At 52.5% G+C, this 17,136-nt stretch carries 18 protein-coding genes; 11 read left to right on the top strand and 7 right to left on the bottom strand.

Going from position 1 to position 17,136, the window contains the following annotated elements; genetic code table 11:
- The first annotated feature begins 47 nt into the window (after positions 1-47).
- The 7 genes from smpB to HMY34_RS02275 are packed head-to-tail and all read left to right on the top strand — an operon-like array spanning position 48 to position 5,963.
- Positions 48-533: an SsrA-binding protein SmpB gene (smpB, locus tag HMY34_RS02305; protein ID WP_202717709.1), complete on the top strand. Its 486-nt coding sequence runs from the start codon at positions 48-50 to the stop codon at positions 531-533.
- 57 nt (positions 534-590) lie between these two features.
- Positions 591-1,718, top strand: a complete 1,128-nt coding sequence (locus HMY34_RS02300) for a branched-chain amino acid ABC transporter substrate-binding protein (RefSeq protein ID WP_202717708.1) — start codon at positions 591-593, stop codon at positions 1,716-1,718.
- Positions 1,718-2,650 (top strand): branched-chain amino acid ABC transporter permease, encoded by a 933-nt coding sequence (locus HMY34_RS02295; RefSeq protein WP_202717707.1) that lies wholly within the window; start codon positions 1,718-1,720, stop codon positions 2,648-2,650. Before HMY34_RS02300 ends, HMY34_RS02295 begins: the two co-directional genes overlap by 1 nt.
- Positions 2,643-3,704: an ABC transporter permease subunit gene (locus HMY34_RS02290; RefSeq protein ID WP_228288037.1), complete on the top strand. Its 1,062-nt coding sequence runs from the start codon at positions 2,643-2,645 to the stop codon at positions 3,702-3,704. Before HMY34_RS02295 ends, HMY34_RS02290 begins: the two co-directional genes overlap by 8 nt.
- Positions 3,701-4,480, top strand: a complete 780-nt coding sequence (locus HMY34_RS02285; RefSeq protein ID WP_202717705.1) for an ABC transporter ATP-binding protein — start codon at positions 3,701-3,703, stop codon at positions 4,478-4,480. The genes HMY34_RS02290 and HMY34_RS02285 overlap by 4 nt, the downstream gene beginning before the upstream one ends.
- The gene (locus tag HMY34_RS02280; protein WP_202717704.1) at positions 4,477-5,190 is read left to right on the top strand and encodes an ABC transporter ATP-binding protein; all 714 of its coding nucleotides are present in this window, start codon (positions 4,477-4,479) and stop codon (positions 5,188-5,190) included. The genes HMY34_RS02285 and HMY34_RS02280 overlap by 4 nt, the downstream gene beginning before the upstream one ends.
- Before the next feature lie 20 nt (positions 5,191-5,210).
- A complete protein-coding gene (locus tag HMY34_RS02275; protein ID WP_202717703.1) occupies positions 5,211-5,963 on the top strand; it encodes an RNA methyltransferase in 753 nt (250 codons plus the stop codon).
- 20 nt (positions 5,964-5,983) lie between these two features.
- Here the strand turns inward: HMY34_RS02275 and HMY34_RS02270 are convergent, their stop codons facing one another.
- From HMY34_RS02270 to HMY34_RS02260, 3 genes are read right to left on the bottom strand one after another with little or no spacing between them, the layout of a single operon-like run.
- On the bottom strand, positions 5,984-7,894 hold the full coding sequence (locus tag HMY34_RS02270) for a PHA/PHB synthase family protein (protein WP_202717702.1): 1,911 nt from the start codon (positions 7,892-7,894) through the stop codon (positions 5,984-5,986).
- Between the two features lie 42 nt (positions 7,895-7,936).
- The gene (locus HMY34_RS02265; protein WP_202717701.1) at positions 7,937-9,514 is read right to left on the bottom strand and encodes a peptide ABC transporter substrate-binding protein; all 1,578 of its coding nucleotides are present in this window, start codon (positions 9,512-9,514) and stop codon (positions 7,937-7,939) included.
- Between the two features lie 42 nt (positions 9,515-9,556).
- Positions 9,557-10,297 carry a spermidine synthase gene (locus tag HMY34_RS02260; RefSeq protein WP_202717700.1) on the bottom strand — a complete coding sequence of 247 codons (741 nt, stop codon included), beginning with the start codon at positions 10,295-10,297 and terminating at the stop codon, positions 9,557-9,559.
- 43 nt (positions 10,298-10,340) lie between these two features.
- Here HMY34_RS02260 and nagZ point away from each other — a divergent pair, with 43 nt between their 5' ends.
- Positions 10,341-11,423: a beta-N-acetylhexosaminidase gene (nagZ, locus tag HMY34_RS02255; RefSeq protein WP_202717699.1), complete on the top strand. Its 1,083-nt coding sequence runs from the start codon at positions 10,341-10,343 to the stop codon at positions 11,421-11,423.
- Positions 11,424-11,426: 3 nt separating this feature from the next.
- Here nagZ and HMY34_RS02250 read toward each other — a convergent pair whose 3' ends face one another.
- Positions 11,427-12,062: an arginine N-succinyltransferase gene (locus HMY34_RS02250; RefSeq protein WP_202717698.1), complete on the bottom strand. Its 636-nt coding sequence runs from the start codon at positions 12,060-12,062 to the stop codon at positions 11,427-11,429.
- Positions 12,063-12,189: 127 nt separating this feature from the next.
- Between HMY34_RS02250 and thiL the strand changes: the two genes are divergently transcribed.
- From thiL to HMY34_RS02235, 3 genes are all read left to right on the top strand, one after another.
- A complete protein-coding gene (thiL, locus tag HMY34_RS02245; protein WP_202717697.1) occupies positions 12,190-13,137 on the top strand; it encodes a thiamine-phosphate kinase in 948 nt (315 codons plus the stop codon).
- A gap of 95 nt (positions 13,138-13,232) precedes the next feature.
- Entirely contained in the window at positions 13,233-13,793 is a 561-nt protein-coding gene (locus HMY34_RS02240) for an SPOR domain-containing protein (RefSeq protein ID WP_202717696.1), read from the top strand.
- Positions 13,794-13,941: 148 nt separating this feature from the next.
- Positions 13,942-14,622, top strand: coding sequence for a DUF4124 domain-containing protein (locus HMY34_RS02235; protein ID WP_202717695.1), 681 nt, complete (start codon positions 13,942-13,944; stop codon positions 14,620-14,622).
- Here the strand turns inward: HMY34_RS02235 and argB are convergent.
- The 3 genes from argB to HMY34_RS02220 are packed head-to-tail and all read right to left on the bottom strand — an operon-like array spanning position 14,543 to position 17,133.
- Entirely contained in the window at positions 14,543-15,400 is an 858-nt protein-coding gene (gene argB / locus HMY34_RS02230) for an acetylglutamate kinase (protein ID WP_202717694.1), read from the bottom strand. The two genes, HMY34_RS02235 and argB, sit on opposite strands and share 80 nt — an antisense overlap.
- Positions 15,378-15,698, bottom strand: coding sequence for a DUF3144 domain-containing protein (locus tag HMY34_RS02225; protein ID WP_202717693.1), 321 nt, complete (start codon positions 15,696-15,698; stop codon positions 15,378-15,380). The genes argB and HMY34_RS02225 overlap by 23 nt, the downstream gene beginning before the upstream one ends.
- Before the next feature lie 34 nt (positions 15,699-15,732).
- The gene (locus HMY34_RS02220) at positions 15,733-17,133 is read right to left on the bottom strand and encodes a phosphomannomutase/phosphoglucomutase (protein ID WP_202717692.1); all 1,401 of its coding nucleotides are present in this window, start codon (positions 17,131-17,133) and stop codon (positions 15,733-15,735) included.
- Positions 17,134-17,136 lie beyond the last annotated feature (3 nt).

Below are 17,136 nucleotides of genomic sequence, written 5' to 3'. Positions count from 1 at the left end.
GCGTATCATTTCATGTTTCCTTAACTTGCATGGCGATTATTACCCTCATGGCAAAAGCGACGACCAAAAAGAAAAGTGCCCCCGGCAGCAAAAGCATCGCCGTGAACAGGCAGGCACGCCACGACTATTACATCGAGCAAACCTTCGAGGCGGGTTTGGTGCTGCAAGGCTGGGAAGTGAAAAGCCTCCGGGCAGGGCGTATCCAGCTTAAAGAAAGTTACGTGATTCTCGAAAAAGGCGAAGTGTTTTTATTTGGCGCACACATTAGCGCCTTATTATCCGCCTCCACCCACATCATTCCCGACTCATTGCGCACCCGTAAACTGTTGTTGCACGATACCGAAATCATCAAGCTCAATAATGCAGTCGACCGCAAAGGTTACACCGTTGTACCCTTGGCAATGTATTGGAAGAATAACCGTGTCAAAGTCGAAATCGGTTTGGCAAAAGGTAAACAACAACACGACAAGCGCGACACTGAAAAAGAACGCGATTGGAGCCGTGAAAAAGAACGCATTATGAAACGGCATTAATGCGATGAGCCGTTATAATAGAACCAACGTACCTTTAACTATCAAGGAGACATCGAAATGAAATCTACATTGCTGGCATTGAGTATTGCCGTAGCGCTGGGCTTGAGCATGACAGCCCAGGCTGAAGAAGCGGTTACGGTTAAAATTGGTCAATCTTCTCCACTCACCGGGCCACAAGCCCATATCGGTAAAGACAATGACAATGGCGTGCGTTTGGCAATTGACGAAATCAACGCCACCAAGCCGGTGATTGATGGTAAAGCTGTTACCTTTGAGGTGATGAGTGAAGATGACCAAGCCGACCCGAAAACGGCAACCATCGTGGCGCAGCGCATGATTGACGAGGGCATTGTTGGCGTGGTCGGGCATTTGAATTCGGGGGCAACCATCCCCGCTTCCAAGGTTTACGCGGATAATGACATCCCACAAATTTCTCCTTCTGCCACGGCGATTAAATACACCGCGCAAGGGTTCAAAACCGCTTTCCGCGTCATGACTAACGACGAACAACAAGGCAAAGTCTTAGGCGCGTATGCGGCAAAACTGGGCAAGAAAGTCGCCATCGTCGATGACCAAACCGCTTACGGGCAAGGTTTAGCGGCTGAAGTTGAAAAGGCCGCCAAAGCCGCTGGTGCAGAAGTGGTAGCGGTTGAACATACCAATGACAAAGCGACCGATTTCAGCGCGATTTTGACCTCGATTAAAGGCAAAGCGCCGGATGTTATTTTCTTCGGTGGCATGGATCCGCAAGGCGCACCGATGGCAAAACAAATGCGTCAATTGGGCATGAAAGCACAGTTCCTCGGCGGTGACGGTTTGCAAACCCCTAAATTCATTGAATTGGCGGGTGCGGATGCCGAAGGCGCGATTGCCTCCATTCCCGGCTTGCCGATTGAAAAAATGCCTAAGGGGGCGGATTTCAAAAAGAAATTTGAAGAAAAGTACGGGCAAATCCAGTTGTATGCCCCGTATGCGTATGACGCGGCTTACGTGATGGTCGATGCGATGCAACGTGCCAATTCCACTGACCCGGTAAAATACCTGCCAGAATTGGGCAAAACCAGTTTTGAGGGGGTTACGGGCAAAATCGGTTTCGATGCCAAGGGCGACCTGACGTCAGGGCCAATCACGTTGTACACCGTGAAGGGCGGTAAGTGGGAAACATTGGAAACGGTTCAGCCATAATGGATATTTTCGCACAGCAGATGGTGAATGGTTTGGTGTTGGGGAGTGTGTACGCCTTGGTTGCGCTGGGCTACACGCTGGTTTACGGCATCTTGGAGCTAATCAACTTCGCCCACGGGGAAACCACCATGATGGGGTCGATGATCGCTATTACGGTGATCGGGGCATTGTTTGGGGTTGCACCCGATTTGCCCGGCATTGTGATTGTGTTCACCGGTCTGCTGGCGGCGATTCCGGCGTGCATGTTGCTGGGGTATTCGATTGAGCGGGTGGCTTACCGCCCGCTGCGCCATGCCCCGCGCCTTGCGCCATTGATTACGGCGATTGGTATTTCCATTGTGTTGCAAAACGTGGCGATGCTGATTTGGGGGAAGCAATACATTGCGTTCCCCACCACTTTGTTACCGCAAGGTCGGCATGAAATTTTGGGCGCATCCATTACGGATGTGCAAATTGCTATCTTATTTTTAACCGTGACCATCATGGTGGCGCTGGTGACGTTGGTGAATCGTACCCGTTTGGGGCGAGCGATGCGGGCCACAGCACAAGCACCCGCCGTCGCGCAATTGATGGGCGTGAATGTCAATCGAGTCATTTCGGCGACGTTCGTGATTGGAGCGGGTTTAGCTGCCATTGCAGGTGTCATGGTAAGCGCAAATTACGGACAAGCCCATTATTACATGGGCTTTTTATTGGGCTTGAAAGCCTTCTCCGCCGCAGTCTTGGGGGGAATTGGCAATCTTACCGGTGCGATGCTCGGCGGCATGTTGCTGGGGGTACTCGAAGCCTTGGGCGCGGGTTACATCGGCGATTTGACCGGCGGTTTCTTGGGAAGTCACTATCAGGATATTTTCGCTTTTCTGGTGTTGATCTTGGTATTAACGCTGAAACCGTCAGGGTTGCTGGGGAGTAAAAGCGTTGAACGTGCTTAACCTATTGAAAAGCAAAGCATGGCTAACAGCGGTGTTGTTGTTGCTGGGGCTGATTTTGTTGCCGTTTGTGGTGGAAGCCAGCCTCGGTAAATCGTGGTTGCGGATTCTCGACTTTGCGTTGCTGTACATTATGTTGGCGCTGGGGCTGAATATCGTGGTGGGTTACGCCGGGTTATTGGACTTGGGATACGTGGCATTCTACGCGGTAGGTGCGTATTGCTGGGCATTATTGGCGTCGCCGCATTTTGGTTTGAATTTGCCGTTTTGGGTGATTTTACCCGCAGGCGCGGCGATTGCTGCTTTGTTTGGGGTGTTATTAGGCACGCCAACCTTGCGCTTACGCGGTGATTATTTGGCAATTGTGACCTTGGGGTTTGGGGAAATTATCCGTATTTTTCTCAATAACCTGAATTCCCCCGTGAACATTACCAATGGCCCGCAAGGGATTACGCTGATTGAGCCAATGAACCTGTTTGGTTTTTCCTTAGGCAAGAAGCAGGAAATATTGGGTTTAACCCTGTCATCGCCCCACTTGTATTACTACCTGTTTTTAGTATTTGTGGCCTTGGTGGTATTTGTGTGTATGCGCTTGGAAAATTCGCGCATTGGGCGGGCATGGGTGGCGATTCGTGAAGATGAAATGGCGGCGGCAGCGGCGGGTATTAATACCCGTAACATCAAGCTGTTGGCATTTGCCATGGGTGCAACCTTTGGCGGTTTGAGCGGCGGCTTGTTTGCGAGTTTCCAAGGTTTTGTTAGCCCAGAAAGTTTCAATTTGATGGAATCCATTATGATCCTGAGCATGATTGTGCTGGGGGGAATGGGCAATATTTATGGCGTGATTTTGGGCGCGTTGCTGGTAACGGTGATTCCCGAAGCCTTGCGCTATACCGGCGAATTGCAGCGGGCGCTGTTTGGCGAAGTGTTTATTGATCCCGCAGATTTGCGCATGTTGTTGTTCGGGATTGCGCTGGTATTGATGATGTTATTGCGTCCGGCGGGGTTGTTGCCTTCCAAACAACGGCGGCAAGAATTGGCGGAGGATGCGGGATGAGCGAGACGCATGATTTGCTCCGCGTTACCAATGTGTCCAAGCATTTTGGTGGTATTAAGGCGCTTACCGATGTCAGTTTTACGGTGCGCACGGGCGAAATCTTTGGCGTGATTGGTCCGAATGGTGCGGGCAAAACCACGCTGTTTAATGCCTTGACGGGCTTGTATCAGCCGGACACCGGTGCGATTGATTTGCTCGGTACCTCGCTGTATCGGCGTAAACCGCACGAAATCCTCAAAGCGGGTTTTGCACGGACGTTCCAAAATATCCGCCTATTCCACAATATGACCGCGCTGGAAAACGTGATGGTGGGGCGGCATACGCGCACCACGTCGGGTGTATTGGCGGCATTGCTGCACACCGCCCATAACCGCAAGGAAGAGCGCGATTGCATGGCATTTGCCCAGCAATTGCTGACCCGCGTCGGGATTGGCAAACACACGCATACGCTGGCAAAAAACTTATCGTATGGCGACCAACGTCGTTTGGAAATCGCCCGCGCTTTGGCAAGTGAGCCGAAATTACTCGCACTTGACGAACCCGCTGCTGGTATGAACCCGAATGAGAAAAATGCCCTGCGTGACCTGATGGTGAGCTTGCGCGAGGAAGGCTTGACGCTGATGCTGATCGAACACGACGTGAAATTGGTCATGGGGATTTGTGACCGTTTGGTGGTACTGGATTACGGCGAAAAAATTGCCGAAGGTACACCGGAGGTAGTACGTCATGACCCCAAAGTGATTGCGGCCTATTTGGGTGGGGAGGTCGTGGCATGAGTCTGTTATCTGTGCAAAATCTGTGCGTCAATTACGACAGCATCCGCGCGGTAAAAGGCATTAGCTTTGAGGTTGAAGCGGGTGAAACGGTGTGTTTGATCGGCGCAAACGGTGCTGGTAAAACCACCACGCTGAAAACCTTGAGCGGTTTATTACCCGCGACTTCCGGCGAAATCGTGTTCGACGGGCGCAAGCTCCATGGAATGCCCGCCTACCAAATTGCTGCGCTGAAGCTGGCTTTAGTGCCGGAAGGTCGGGGTATTTTTACGCGCATGTCCGTGTTGGAAAACCTGATGATGGGCGCGTACAACCGTTCTGATCGTGCCGCTGTGCAGCGTGAAATCGACGACATTTACACCTTGTTACCGCGTTTGGCAGAACGTCGCCAACAACAGGCGGGGCTGCTTTCCGGCGGCGAACAACAAATGTTGGCACTGGCACGCGCCATGCTGTCCAAACCGAAACTGCTGATGCTCGACGAACCCAGCATGGGGCTTGCGCCGATTATGGTGCAAACCATTTACCGCATTATTCAAACCATTGCGCAACAAGGCATCACTATTTTGCTGATCGAACAAAACGTGCGCCTCGCTTTAAGCATTAGCCAGCGCGGTTACGTGATGGAACACGGCGATATTACCTTGAGTGGTGCGGCGCAAACCTTGGCAAATGACCCTGCCGTACAAGCCGCTTATCTGGGCGAACTCTAAGCATTGAGCGGAGCAATTCTATGTACACACCCGCGTTAGAACACCTGTGCATCGTCATGGTGGAAACCTCGCACCCCGGCAATATCGGCTCGGCAGCGCGTGCCATGAAAGTCATGGGGATTCAGGACTTACGCCTCGTTGCCCCGCGCAAACCGTATTCGCAAGACACTTGGGCATTGGCATCCGGCGCGAATGACATTATCGAACAGGCAAAAATTGTCCCGACCTTGCAAGATGCGGTGGCGGATTGCCACATCGTGATCGGCGCAAGTGCGCGTTCCGAACGTACCTTGCAATGGCCGCAGATGGATTCACGGGAATGCGGCGTATTCGTTGCCGAACATTTGCCGCAGCAGAAAATTGCGCTGGTCTTTGGGCGCGAGCGCAGCGGTTTGACCAATGAAGAACTCGATCACTGCAATACCTTGGTGCATATCCCCATGGCATTCGACTTTTTTTCGTTGAATATTGCGATGGCGATTCAGGTATTGGCTTACGAATGTGCGACGGCGGTGCGCTTGGCAACGCCTAGCGAAACGACGCCTCCTGACCCGGATGATGCCTTAGCCAGTGCCGAGTCTATGGAAAGCTTTTACACGCATTTGGAACAGTCGATGATTGCTACCCGCTTTCTTGACCCTGAAAATCCGCGTTTGCTGATGCGGCGGCTGCGGCGGCTGTTTGGGCGGGCAGGGGTGACGGTGAGTGAGATGAATATCTTACGGGGCATGTTGGCGGCGTTCGCGGGTCGGAAGTTCCAAACCCGCGAGTAAGCTAGAGAGGGGCTAAGAGTTTATTTTTTCTTGCTTACTTTCGCCTTTTTAGGGAGAGAGGGCTGGGGGGCGACGGGTGACGGCGAAGCCGAATCCGGTAGCACCGTTGGTTCTAGTACCGGTGTCGGTTCACCCAAGCGGCATTTGACGTAAGTACCCGGCGCATTCTCAATCGCTGCAAGTTTGCCAGCCCCCGGCTGGCGTGCATCAACCTGTTCATTGTTAGCTAGTGCACGTACCCAACTATCCCATTCCGGCCACCAAGAACCTGCATTCACTTGCGTGTTGGCTAACCATGTATCAGCACTTTCCGGCAGTTCGTTGCTGACGCGATAGTTGTACTTATTGGCAGCAGGTGGATTCACGATACCGGCAATATGCCCGGAACCGCCCAAAATGAAGCGCACATCGCCGCCAAACAACCGCGCACCGGAATAGGTAGATTTCCAAGGCGCAATGTGGTCTTCGATGGTGGAAATGAAGCACGCAGGTACATCAATCGTGCCTAAATCCAATTCCACACCGTCCACACTCAGTGCTTTGGGTTGGCAGAGTTTGTTGTCTTTGTAGAGGTTACGCAGATACCAAGAGTGCATTTTCACCGGCATCCGGGTTGAATCCGAATTCCAGTACAGCAAGTCAAACGGACGCGGATCGTTGCCCAACAAGTAGTTATTGACGTAGAACGACCAAATCAAATCATTCGCCCGCAACAGATTGAACGCGCCTGACATGGTGCTGCCATCCATGTAACCCTGTTCCTGCATTTGTGCTTCGAGTGTACTGATCTGAGCTTCGTCAATAAACACGCCTAGTTCACCCGGTTCTGAGAAATCCAACATGGTGGTGAAGAATGTAGCACTTTTAACGCGGGTATCGCCTTTGCTTTTCAAGTAAGCCAAAGTGGATGATAGCAATGTGCCGCCGATGCAGTAGCCAATCATGTTCAGCTCAGACTCGCCGCTATCGTATTGCACCGCATCCATCGCGTTGATAACCGCGTGAATGTAGTCTTCAAAACCCGTATCCACATAGGTTTCATCGGGGTTGACCCACGACATCACGTAGACGGTATGCCCTTGATCCACCAGCCATTTGAGCATGGAGTTTTTCGGTTGCAAATCCAGAATGTAAAACTTGTTGATCCAAGGTGGTACGATCAACAGCGGGCGCTTCAGAACGGTTTCCGTGCTTGGCGTGTATTGAATCAACTGAAACATTTTATTCTGGAATACGACTTTGCCGGGGGTGACGGCGACGTTTTCACCTAGCTTGAAGGCTTTGGTGTCGGTCATACGAATCCGCAATTGACCGTTACCTGCTTCCAAATCTTCCAGCATGTTTTTCAGGCCGTGTACCAGATTCGCGCCTTTGGTATTGCGGATTTTTTCCAACACTGCCGGATTGGTCAGGGCGAAATTGGTCGGCGACATCGCATCGAGACTGCGTTCGGTGAAAAACTTGACGCGCTCGGCGGTGTGGTCATCCAAGCCTTCGGCGGAGGCGACGATTTGGCGCGTCCAGTCAGAAACCATTAGATAGGTCTGTTTGATCACATCAAACGCGGGTTTGTTTTCCCAGTCTTCGTGGCTGAAACGGCGGTCGGATTTTGGCGTTTCAAATACCTTAGTCGTAGGCTGCCCGCTCATGAAACTTTGCATGGCTTGCTGGCTCAGTTCCATCGACTTTTGCCAGAAAGCCATATTGGTTTCAATGAGCTTTTCGGGATTTTTGGTAACGGCTTCCATCCAATCGCTGTAAGCCTGTTTCAAATTGAATGGATCAAGTTTCATCCCTTCATGCGCTTTGCTGAAACTGGCCATGATTTCTTCAACTTGTTTGAAGTTTTCCTGCATTTCTTTGGCAACAGAGGCAAACCCTAAGGTATTGATTCCGGCTTGTGGGTCGGGCGTTTGGGCGTTGTCTGACATGGTTATTTCCTTTGGTGAGGCGTGGTTTTGGTCGTTATGTCTTTATGGCACTAAGCCCAGATACTGGGTTGGATGCACATCCATCACGTTATTTTCCCACCCGGTGATTTTCGGGCTGACCAAGTGTTGAGTGGTGTTGTAGTAAATCGGGATGATCGGCGTATCCGCCAATAGAATGCGTTCAGCTTGTTCCATGGCTTCTTGGCGCTTTTTGGTGTCGGTTTGGGTTTCGGCTTCTGCCATTAAACGGTCGAATTCGGGATTTTTGTAGCCAGAGGTGTTCATTTCACCCACATCGGACTTGAACAGGCTGAGGAAGGTGTGTGCGTCGTTGTAGTCGCCAATCCAACTGGAGCGTACTACTTGGAACTGCTTTTGCTTACGTGAGCTGAGGTAGACTTTCCATTCCTCATTACGCAGGTTGGTTTTCACGCCTAAGGTTTGTTTCCACATCGCTGCGACAGCAATCGCGAGCTTCTTATTGTTGTCGCTGGTGTTGTAGAGAATTTCCAGCCCCAGCGGTTTGTCAGCGCCATAGCCGCTTTCGGCATACAGCTCTTGGGCAAGTTTGGTGCGAGCGGCTTTATCCAGCGATTTTTCTTCCATGTTTTGCTGGGTGTAATTATCGACGGGTGGAACCCAACCCCACGCGGGGATTTCACCGGCTTGGGTAATTTTTTCGGTGAGAATGTCGCGATCTAACGCCAGCGAGAGGGCGCGACGCAACTTAGGATTTTCCTTGAACGCCGGATTTTCCAGATTCAAAGCGTAATAATACGTGCCAATGTACGGCGTGCTATGGAATTCTGCGGCGTAATCTTGCGCGACGGTTTTAATTTGATCGGATGGCACATCGTAGGTAATGTCGATTTCCCCGGCACGGTAACGCTTGAGTTCGCTGTTCTGATCTTCGGTAGGAATGTAATACACGCTGTCAATTTTTACCTCGGCAGCGCGGCGGTAATGCGGGTTCTTCAGCAGTTTGACGTGGGCTTGCGGTGTCCATTCGCTCAGGCAGTACGCACCGTTGCAGCGGATGTTTTCGGGTTTGATCCAATCCTTACCCGCTTTTTCAACGGCGTGTTTGGGAATGGGGAACGCCATCGGGTGCATTAACATGCCGAGGAAATAGGAGGTTGGGGCTTTGAGGGTTATTTCCAACGTTTGTGGGTCGACGGCTTTCACGCCAATGCTGTCAGGGTCTTTTTGCTCGCCTTTGTTGAAGGCTTCTGCGCCTGCAATCGGCCAGAGGATAAAGGCGTAGTCGGACGCGGTTTCCGGGGCAAGCGCCCGCTGGTAGGCGTACACGAAATCGTCAGCCGTCAACGCGATGCCATCTGACCACTGGCTGTCTTTGCGCAAGTGGAAGGTGTAGCGCTTACCGTCGGCGCTGATTTCCCATTTTTCTGCTACACCGGGTTGCAGCTTGCCAACCGCATCTTCTGTGACCAGCCCTTCAAACATATCACGCTGAATATTCGCTTCAGAAACGCCGGAGGATTGGTGAATATCCAGCGTTTCCGGTTCAGTGCCATTGCCGCGTTTCAGCACGGTTTCGGCAAGGGCAAACGGGGCATAGGTTAAACAGAGAGCGAGGAACAAGCGTGGCAGTTTGCGCATGGTTTTTTCCAATGAAGTGGGTGGGAAGCATGATAACACAGGCTATTCGCCTAATGCCCGCGAGCGCATGAGGGCGCGTATCAACGGGAAGCCCAGCGAGGCGCTCAGGTGTTCAGCGGTGTCTTTCAATGCGCGTGTTGTTTGAAAATCAGACGCTTTGCCTGCAATGATGACCCAGTTTCTACTGGCGGTCAGGACGGTGCGAATGTCGGTAAAGTGTGCGCGTAAGGCATCGCGCAGCAATGGGTCTTCGCGCTGTTCTGTCCAGCAATTCATCACTAGCCAGCCGTTTTCCTTGAGATTGGCGGCGCAACGGGCGACAAAATCGGCACGCAATTGCACATGGTCTATGCCATCACCGTGGTAGAGGTCAGCGAATATCACATCCACTTTGCGCAATTCGGCGTTATTCAGAAACTCGTCGGCATCTTGTTGGACGATTTGCAGGCGTTTGCTGCGTGGCATTTGGAAAAAACGTTGGGCAACGTCGATGACGGTGGCACGTAATTCTACCGCAGTAATGTGAATGCCGGGGATGTGGCGGTGCAAAGCAGTGACTAAACTGCCGCCGCCTAAGCCTAAAATCAGCACCCGTTTTGGTTGGCAAAACAGCAAGACCAGCAACATCGCTTGGGTGTATTCGTATTGCAAGATGTGCGGGGCGGCTTTTAAACAGCGGCTTTGCTCATCATTGGGGGCAAAGGCTAGAATGCGGCATTCGCCATCATCGAGTACCGTGATTGAGCCGAATTCATCATCACTATGGTGTAAGGTTTGTATCATGGCGTAAACGTATCACAACTGTGTGAGCAAAAGGAGTAAGTAAATGTCATTGGGGCCAGTCATGCTGGATGTAGCCGGTACAGAATTGAGTGCCGCAGACCGCGAATTATTGAAACATCCCGCCGTCGGTGGGGTGATTTTGTTTGCGCGTAATTACCAGAATCCGGCGCAATTGGCGGCGTTGACCGCAGCAATCCGGGCGGTGCGTGAACCACATTTACTGGTGGCGGTGGATCAGGAAGGCGGACGGGTGCAACGTTTCCGCGAAGGTTTTCAGCGTTTGCCGCCAGCGGGGTATTACGCGGCGTTGTACGAGCAGTCACCGGCGGCTGCGCAGTACGCGGCGCAACGCATGGGCTGGTTGATGGCATCTGAGTTGCAAGCGGTGGGGGTGGATTTCAGCTTTGCGCCAGTGTTGGATCTTGATCGTGGGCTGAATCGGGTGATCGGGGATCGTGCCTTCGGGCAAGACACGCCAACGGTGATGGCATTGACGGGGGCGTGGATGCAGGGAGCACGTTTGGCAGGCATGGTGTCGGTCGGCAAACATTTCCCCGGTCATGGCGGCGTGACGGCGGATTCGCACGAAGCCTTGCCGTGTGACGAGCGTGCTTGGGAAACCTTGTGGGCGGAAGACATTGCACCCTTTGGGCATTTGATTGCACAAGGGCTGGAGGCGGTGATGCCATCGCACGTGGTGTATCCGTGCGTGGATGATGCGCCCGCTGGGTTTTCGCCGCGCTGGTTGCAGGCGATTTTGCGCGGGCAAATGGGTTTTCAGGGCGCAATCTTCAGCGATGCCTTGGATATGGCAGCAGCGGCAGCCGCAGGCGATTTTGTCGGGCGGGCAAAAGCAGCGTTGGCAGCGGGGTGCGATCAGTTGTTGATGTGCAATAACCGTGCGGCAGCCGTGTCGGTGGTGGAGGCATTGGCGGATTATCGCGACACAGCGGCACAAGCGCGGTTGGCACGCTTATACAGCCGTCATTTCATGCCGTTGCACCACGCCCAGCAACAGCCGACTTGGGCTGAAGCGGAGGCGGTGTGGGCACAATTTGCGGCGGATACCGTATCCGGCATGACCTTGGCGTATGATCCGACCACACGCGGCGGTACGGTGTTGTAAGCGCTATTCCTTGAGCTTGATGAGCAAATGCCCTTCTTCCACGTGGATGTCTTCGACACCGGCGGCGAAGGATTGCCAGAAACCGGCATTGCCACCGAATTCGTTGACCAAATCCACGTTTTTCAGGTTGCCCAGCCATGCGTTGGGCACGGGTACACCCCATACGCTCACGCCTTTGAGTTTGATAATGGGGTTGTTGTTGGCGTAGGCCAGTTCCATACCCGCATTCACTTTGAGCGTTTTGCCGCCGATAAACGGGAATTCGGGATCCAGTGGCAGCAAGATTTTGGCACTGGCAAGGTTGTCGGCAAGGTCGATGACCGCTTGTTCTGCCATGTCGGTGTTTTTGGCGAGCAAGGCGTTCAGCTCTTTCTCTGACAAGGAAATTTCACGGCTTGCGCCGACTTCGGTATACGGTTCGGGGGTGAGATCGTCCACAGGCGCGGGTAAACCGATTTGTTGGAGCTTTTGCGCCAATACGGTGGTTTCACGCGCATCGAGGGTGACAGGTTGAAACGGCTTGGGAAATAAGAAGTATTGAATAACCCACAGCGTGACGCTGACAGAGATAAATACTGTTAATAAAATCACGCCAACGACGTGTAAGCACCCAATTTTTGTGTCTGAGCTTGTGTCCATTTATGCTCCAGCAAGAAAACGTACAGCCCGTCTAGGCTATTCCATCGTAAGCATTTAGCATAAAACATCTGGCTGGGGTTGTAGAAATCTGCCAGAGTTTATTATTTAGCGATTAACGGGCGGTAGTATGTCGGAATTTAATCTAATCCGCGAATATTTTTTCTGGAAACCTAAGCCGGATAGTGTGCGTGTCAGTGTCGGGGATGACGCGGCGGTGCTTACATTACCGGCAAATAAAGAATTGGTGGTGTCGGTGGATACTTCTAATGCCGGGGTGCATTTCCCGCTGAATACGCCGCCACACGCGGTTGGGTATAAAGCGTTGGCGGTGAATTTGAGTGATTTGGCGGCAATGGGGGCAGAACCGGCATGGTTTACGTTGGCGCTTTCCTTGCCAGCGGTAGATCAAGAATGGGTGGCGGAATTCACGCGCGGAATGCGAGAGCTGGCGAAACAGCACGGTATTTTCCTGATTGGGGGCGATACCACACGCGGCGCATTGAGCATTACGATTCAGGTGATGGGGTGGGTTCCGCCGGGTAGGGCGTTACTGCGGAGTGGGGCGCGACACGGTGATTGGGTATGCGTTTCCGGTACTTTAGGTGATGCGGCAGCAGGTTTGGCGATTGTGCAGCAACGCTTGGTATTGCCAACAGCGGCGGCGGCATTTTGCGTGCAGCGTTTGAATTATCCCACCCCGCGTGTGGCGTTGGGGCAGTGTTTGCGTGGGTTGGCGAGCGCTTGTATGGATATTTCTGACGGGTTGTTGGCAGATTTGGGGCATATCTTAACAGCTTCGGGGGTGGGGGCGCGTTTGCAGCACACGGCGATTCCTGTTTCAGCCGCATTGCAACCACTGGCGTTAGCGCAGCGGCTGGATTTTGCTCTTAGGGGCGGCGATGATTACGAATTATTGTTTACCTTGCCAAAGCAGCATTTGGATGAGGTGCAGCAAGTGGCTAATAAGTATCACATTCAGGTTACAGTTATCGGAGAAGTGGATGATAATCAAACGGGTTTGTCCGTGGATTATACCTTTTCCGATAAACGGCAAGGTTATGAACATTTTTCTTGAGAATGGCAGTGTGTTTGGGAACCTTCATAAACATCACATTGTCTATCAAAACAACAATCACTTAGCACTTGGGGCTTAAACGTATGAACAATCAAATGAAATTGAGCGCAATTGCGCTGACTCTGGCAACCTTGATGGCGGGCTGTGCACCTGTACCGGGAGCCAATACGCAAGCAGGCGCAACCACGGGTGGCGATTACGCAAACAGTTACGGCACGACCGCGACAACTGGTACGGATTACGGTTATGGCACGACCACCGCACCGGCTACGAATACTGGCACGACTTCTAACGCCTCTTATTACGACTACGGTGCGGGTACAGCATCGACGGGTTCTGCTGCTTATGGTGGCGCTACCACGACGGCTTCCACTGGCAGTTATTACGATTACACCGCACCGGGCAGTTCATCCTCTGGTGGCGGCTACAGCAATTCGGCCGGTGGTGCTTATGCGGTGCAAGTGGTTGCCAGCCCGAACCGAGGCACCGCTGATGCGATGCGTAGCCAAATGCAATCCGCCGGTTTCAATGCGGTGGTTGATCAAGTGGGTGGCTACTACAAAGTGCGCATCCCCTTCAGCAGCGAGAGCGAAGCTAAAGCCAATTTGAGCCGTGTTCGTTCTAGCGTGCCGGATGCTTTTTACACCGTTCGCTAAAGTTTAAGGGTGTCGCAATGCTCCTGTCGTAAGGGGCATTGCGCACTTCGTAACGCTAATTCTCCCGCTCTTCTGCTCATCACACGATTTATTGTGCTATAGATGCTAAAAATGCACGTATACAAATCATTTGAGATTTTTATACGCCATGAGACGAATTGCCCTATTACCGCACTTTGCTTTATTTGCCTTGTTGCTATTCGCTAACAGCGTGCAAGCGGGTTTATACCGTTGGGTAGATGCCGCAGGCATGGTGCATTATTCTGATGTTGTTCCCCCTTCCGTCGAAAAGCAGGGTCACGCTCAGTTAAACAAGCAAGGCATGACTGTTGAAATCGTGCCCGGAGCACCCAGCGAAGCAGAGCTTACCGCAGGTAAACGCCGCGAGACCTTGGCAAAATTGCGCGATGCATTGGATAATAAGCAACAAGAACAAGACAACCACCTGTTGGCTAATTACGCGGATGTAGCGGAACTGGAAGCCGTATTTCACAGCAAATTAGCCGTGTTGGACAAAAACACCCAATCCATTGCGGAACGGCGCGAGTCTCTGGAAACCAAGTTAGCGGTAGTAAGAGAGCAAGCCAGCAAAGTCGAAGCGCCTGAGCAAGGTGAAAAACTCAACGGTTACATTCAAGATGCCGAAAAAACACTGGCGGCTTACGATCATGCCTTGCAGGAAAATCAAACCGAGCAAGACCGGCTGCGCCAGCGTTATGAAAAAGACCGAGAGCGTTTAAGCAAATTGCTTAAGGCGTCACCATCGTCCCCACGCCCTGATCCGTCAACAGCTCCAGCAACACTGCGTGCGGCACTCGACCATCAATAATGCTGGCACTTTTCGCGCCTGCTGAAATCGCATCGGTAGCACACGCCAGTTTGGGCAACATACCGCCTTGAATCGTACCATCTGCTATCAAGTTCTGAATGTCCGCCTGACTCAACGCTTCGATTAAAACACCTTGCTTGTCGAGTACACCGGGGGTATTGGTCAGCAATAACAAACGTTCGGCATTTAAAACTTCCGCCATTTTACCCGCTACAATGTCGGCATTGATGTTGTAGCTGGTGCCATCTCTGCCCACGCCAATTGGGGCAATGACGGGAATAAAGCGGTCTTCTTCCAACATTTTGACCACGCTGGCATCAATCTCGATAACTTCGCCGACATGCCCTAAGTCAACTTCCGGGTGTTCCATTTTTTGCGCAATGATCATATTGCCGTCTTTGCCGGTTAAACCAATGGCGCGTCCGCCCGCCTGATTGATCATATTGACGATTTGCTTATTGACCAGCCCACCTAGCACCATTTGCACCACGTCCATGGTTTCGGCATCGGTGACGCGCATTCCATCCACGAAATGGCTTTCCTTGCCAATTTGTTTGAGCAAGTTGCCGATTTGCGGGCCGCCGCCGTGAATAACGACGGGATTAATGCCCACTTGTTTCAGCAGCACGATGTCGCGGGCAAAACTTTGTTGCAATGCCGGGTCGGTCATGGCATTGCCGCCGTATTTGACCACAATGGTTTTGCCGGAATATTTTTGGATGTAAGGCAATGCCTCCATCAGAATGGCAGCGGTACTATTCGGGCTGTTCGTCGTCATGTTTGATATAGACCTTGTAGTTGTCTTTGAAATCACGCAGGTTATCGCCGAGCATGTGGCGGAATTGTTTGCTAAGGTAATCCATCGTGTCGTCAGCGTCTTCGATGAATTCTTTGCGGTCAATGGAGGAGGCGGCAACCACGAAGGTGTTGAAACGGGCCGCTGCATACAGCATGGCAGCGCCAACTTTGCCTAAATCGCTGGTGTCGACGGATGTATTCGCCAACTCAATAAATTTCTCTGCCAAGTCCCAGAATTCCGGGTCATTGTCTTGCGAACTGCTTTGTTTCTTGCTCATGTGGTGAGAATCCTTGAGGGTAAGGGGAGCAAGATTAAAACGGCAATGCCTCCGGGGTCAATTGCAGGCGTTGAATATCGGCACGAAACAGGGCGCGGATGGCTTCTAAGCGTTCCGGCGTATCGGCTTCAAAGCGCAAAGTAATGGTGGGGCTGGTATTGGAAGCACGCGCTAAACCCCAGCCGTCGGCGTATTCGGCACGCATTCCATCGAGCGTAATCAGGCGTTGCGCCTGTAATTGCTGATGCTGCATCCATAGCGCCATTGCCACCCCGGCAGCTTCGTAGGAGGCAAAGTAAACCTTGTGTTCTGGCGTGCTGAAACCTTCGGGAATGCGGGCAAATACTTGAGCGGGAGTAGCAGTTTTCTGTGATAACACTTCCAGCAAGCGGGCGGCAATGTACATGCCATCGTCGTATTCCATGCCACGATCGCGCAGCACAATATGCCCACTGAATTCCCCGCCCAATACCGCGTTGTGTTCACGGATGTATTTTTTCAACAGGGAATGCCCGCTAATGCACATGCCGGGAATGCCGCCCGCGTCACGGATAGCCTGATCGAGCCGATAGGTGCATTTCACATCATAGGCAACGGTGCGCCGCGGCTGTTGTGGCAATACCGCCTGCGCCAGCAGGATAAGGATGCGATCAGGCCAAAGGATATGCCCGTTACCATCGACTGCAATCAAGCGGTCGCCATCGCCATCAAAGGCAATGCCAATATCCAGCCCTTGTTCGCGCACCAAGGTTTGCAGCGCTTGCAAATTCGCAGGTTGCGTCGGGTCGGGGGAATGGTTGGGGAAATTGCCATCGACTTCACAAAACAGCGGGTGGACTTCGCAACCCAAATCGCGGAAAAAATGTTCTGCCAACAATGCAGTCGCGCCATTGCCGCAATCCAGCCCAATGCGCAGGCGGCGTTGCAGGTGGATTTGCTGGCATACCGTGTGTTGGTATGCGCTCAGAATACTGGCGGTGTGCAACCTGCCCGCATCGGGCTGATGCCAGAGTTCGCCGCGAATAATGCGTTCGTACAGGCGTTGAATGCGCTCGTTATACTGGCATTCGCCGTTGATCACGATTTTAATGCCGTTTTGGTCGGGCGGATTGTGGCTGCCGGTGATCATTACCCCGTGCGGCGCAAGCCCGGACTGCACGGCGAAATACAACACCGGCGTTGGCACCAAACCGACATCGGTGACATGACAACCCGCCGCCATCAACCCTTCAATGGCGGCTTGCGCCAATGCGGGACTGGAAAGCCGCCCATCACGCCCAACCACGACCGCTTGCTCACCCCGCTCACGCAATTGCGAGCCGATGGCTTGCCCAATCAGGCGCACACTGTGTTCGGTGAGATTGTCGGCATACACACCGCGCACGTCGTAAGCACGGAATAAGGAATGAGAAACGAGCGGTTGTGGAATACTCATGGT

The organism is Thiothrix subterranea (assembly GCF_016772315.1).
GTDB lineage: Bacteria > Pseudomonadota > Gammaproteobacteria > Thiotrichales > Thiotrichaceae > Thiothrix > Thiothrix subterranea.
Note: the sequence above shows the minus strand (reverse complement) of the source record. Positions and strands in the feature narration are given on the sequence as shown.

Coding starts and splice junctions, on each gene's coding strand:
- smpB (WP_202717709.1), top strand. CDS start 48: ATGGCAAAAGCGACGACCAAAAAGAAAAGTGCCCCCGGCAGCAAAAGC.
- HMY34_RS02300 (WP_202717708.1), top strand. CDS start 591: ATGAAATCTACATTGCTGGCATTGAGTATTGCCGTAGCGCTGGGCTTG.
- HMY34_RS02295 (WP_202717707.1), top strand. CDS start 1,718: ATGGATATTTTCGCACAGCAGATGGTGAATGGTTTGGTGTTGGGGAGT.
- HMY34_RS02285 (WP_202717705.1), top strand. CDS start 3,701: ATGAGCGAGACGCATGATTTGCTCCGCGTTACCAATGTGTCCAAGCAT.
- HMY34_RS02280 (WP_202717704.1), top strand. CDS start 4,477: ATGAGTCTGTTATCTGTGCAAAATCTGTGCGTCAATTACGACAGCATC.
- HMY34_RS02275 (WP_202717703.1), top strand. CDS start 5,211: ATGTACACACCCGCGTTAGAACACCTGTGCATCGTCATGGTGGAAACC.
- HMY34_RS02270 (WP_202717702.1), bottom strand. CDS start 7,894: ATGTCAGACAACGCCCAAACGCCCGACCCACAAGCCGGAATCAATACC.
- HMY34_RS02265 (WP_202717701.1), bottom strand. CDS start 9,514: ATGCGCAAACTGCCACGCTTGTTCCTCGCTCTCTGTTTAACCTATGCC.
- HMY34_RS02260 (WP_202717700.1), bottom strand. CDS start 10,297: ATGATACAAACCTTACACCATAGTGATGATGAATTCGGCTCAATCACG.
- nagZ (WP_202717699.1), top strand. CDS start 10,341: ATGTCATTGGGGCCAGTCATGCTGGATGTAGCCGGTACAGAATTGAGT.
- HMY34_RS02250 (WP_202717698.1), bottom strand. CDS start 12,062: ATGGACACAAGCTCAGACACAAAAATTGGGTGCTTACACGTCGTTGGC.
- thiL (WP_202717697.1), top strand. CDS start 12,190: ATGTCGGAATTTAATCTAATCCGCGAATATTTTTTCTGGAAACCTAAG.
- HMY34_RS02240 (WP_202717696.1), top strand. CDS start 13,233: ATGAAATTGAGCGCAATTGCGCTGACTCTGGCAACCTTGATGGCGGGC.
- HMY34_RS02235 (WP_202717695.1), top strand. CDS start 13,942: ATGAGACGAATTGCCCTATTACCGCACTTTGCTTTATTTGCCTTGTTG.
- argB (WP_202717694.1), bottom strand. CDS start 15,400: ATGACGACGAACAGCCCGAATAGTACCGCTGCCATTCTGATGGAGGCA.
- HMY34_RS02225 (WP_202717693.1), bottom strand. CDS start 15,698: ATGAGCAAGAAACAAAGCAGTTCGCAAGACAATGACCCGGAATTCTGG.
- HMY34_RS02220 (WP_202717692.1), bottom strand. CDS start 17,133: ATGAGTATTCCACAACCGCTCGTTTCTCATTCCTTATTCCGTGCTTAC.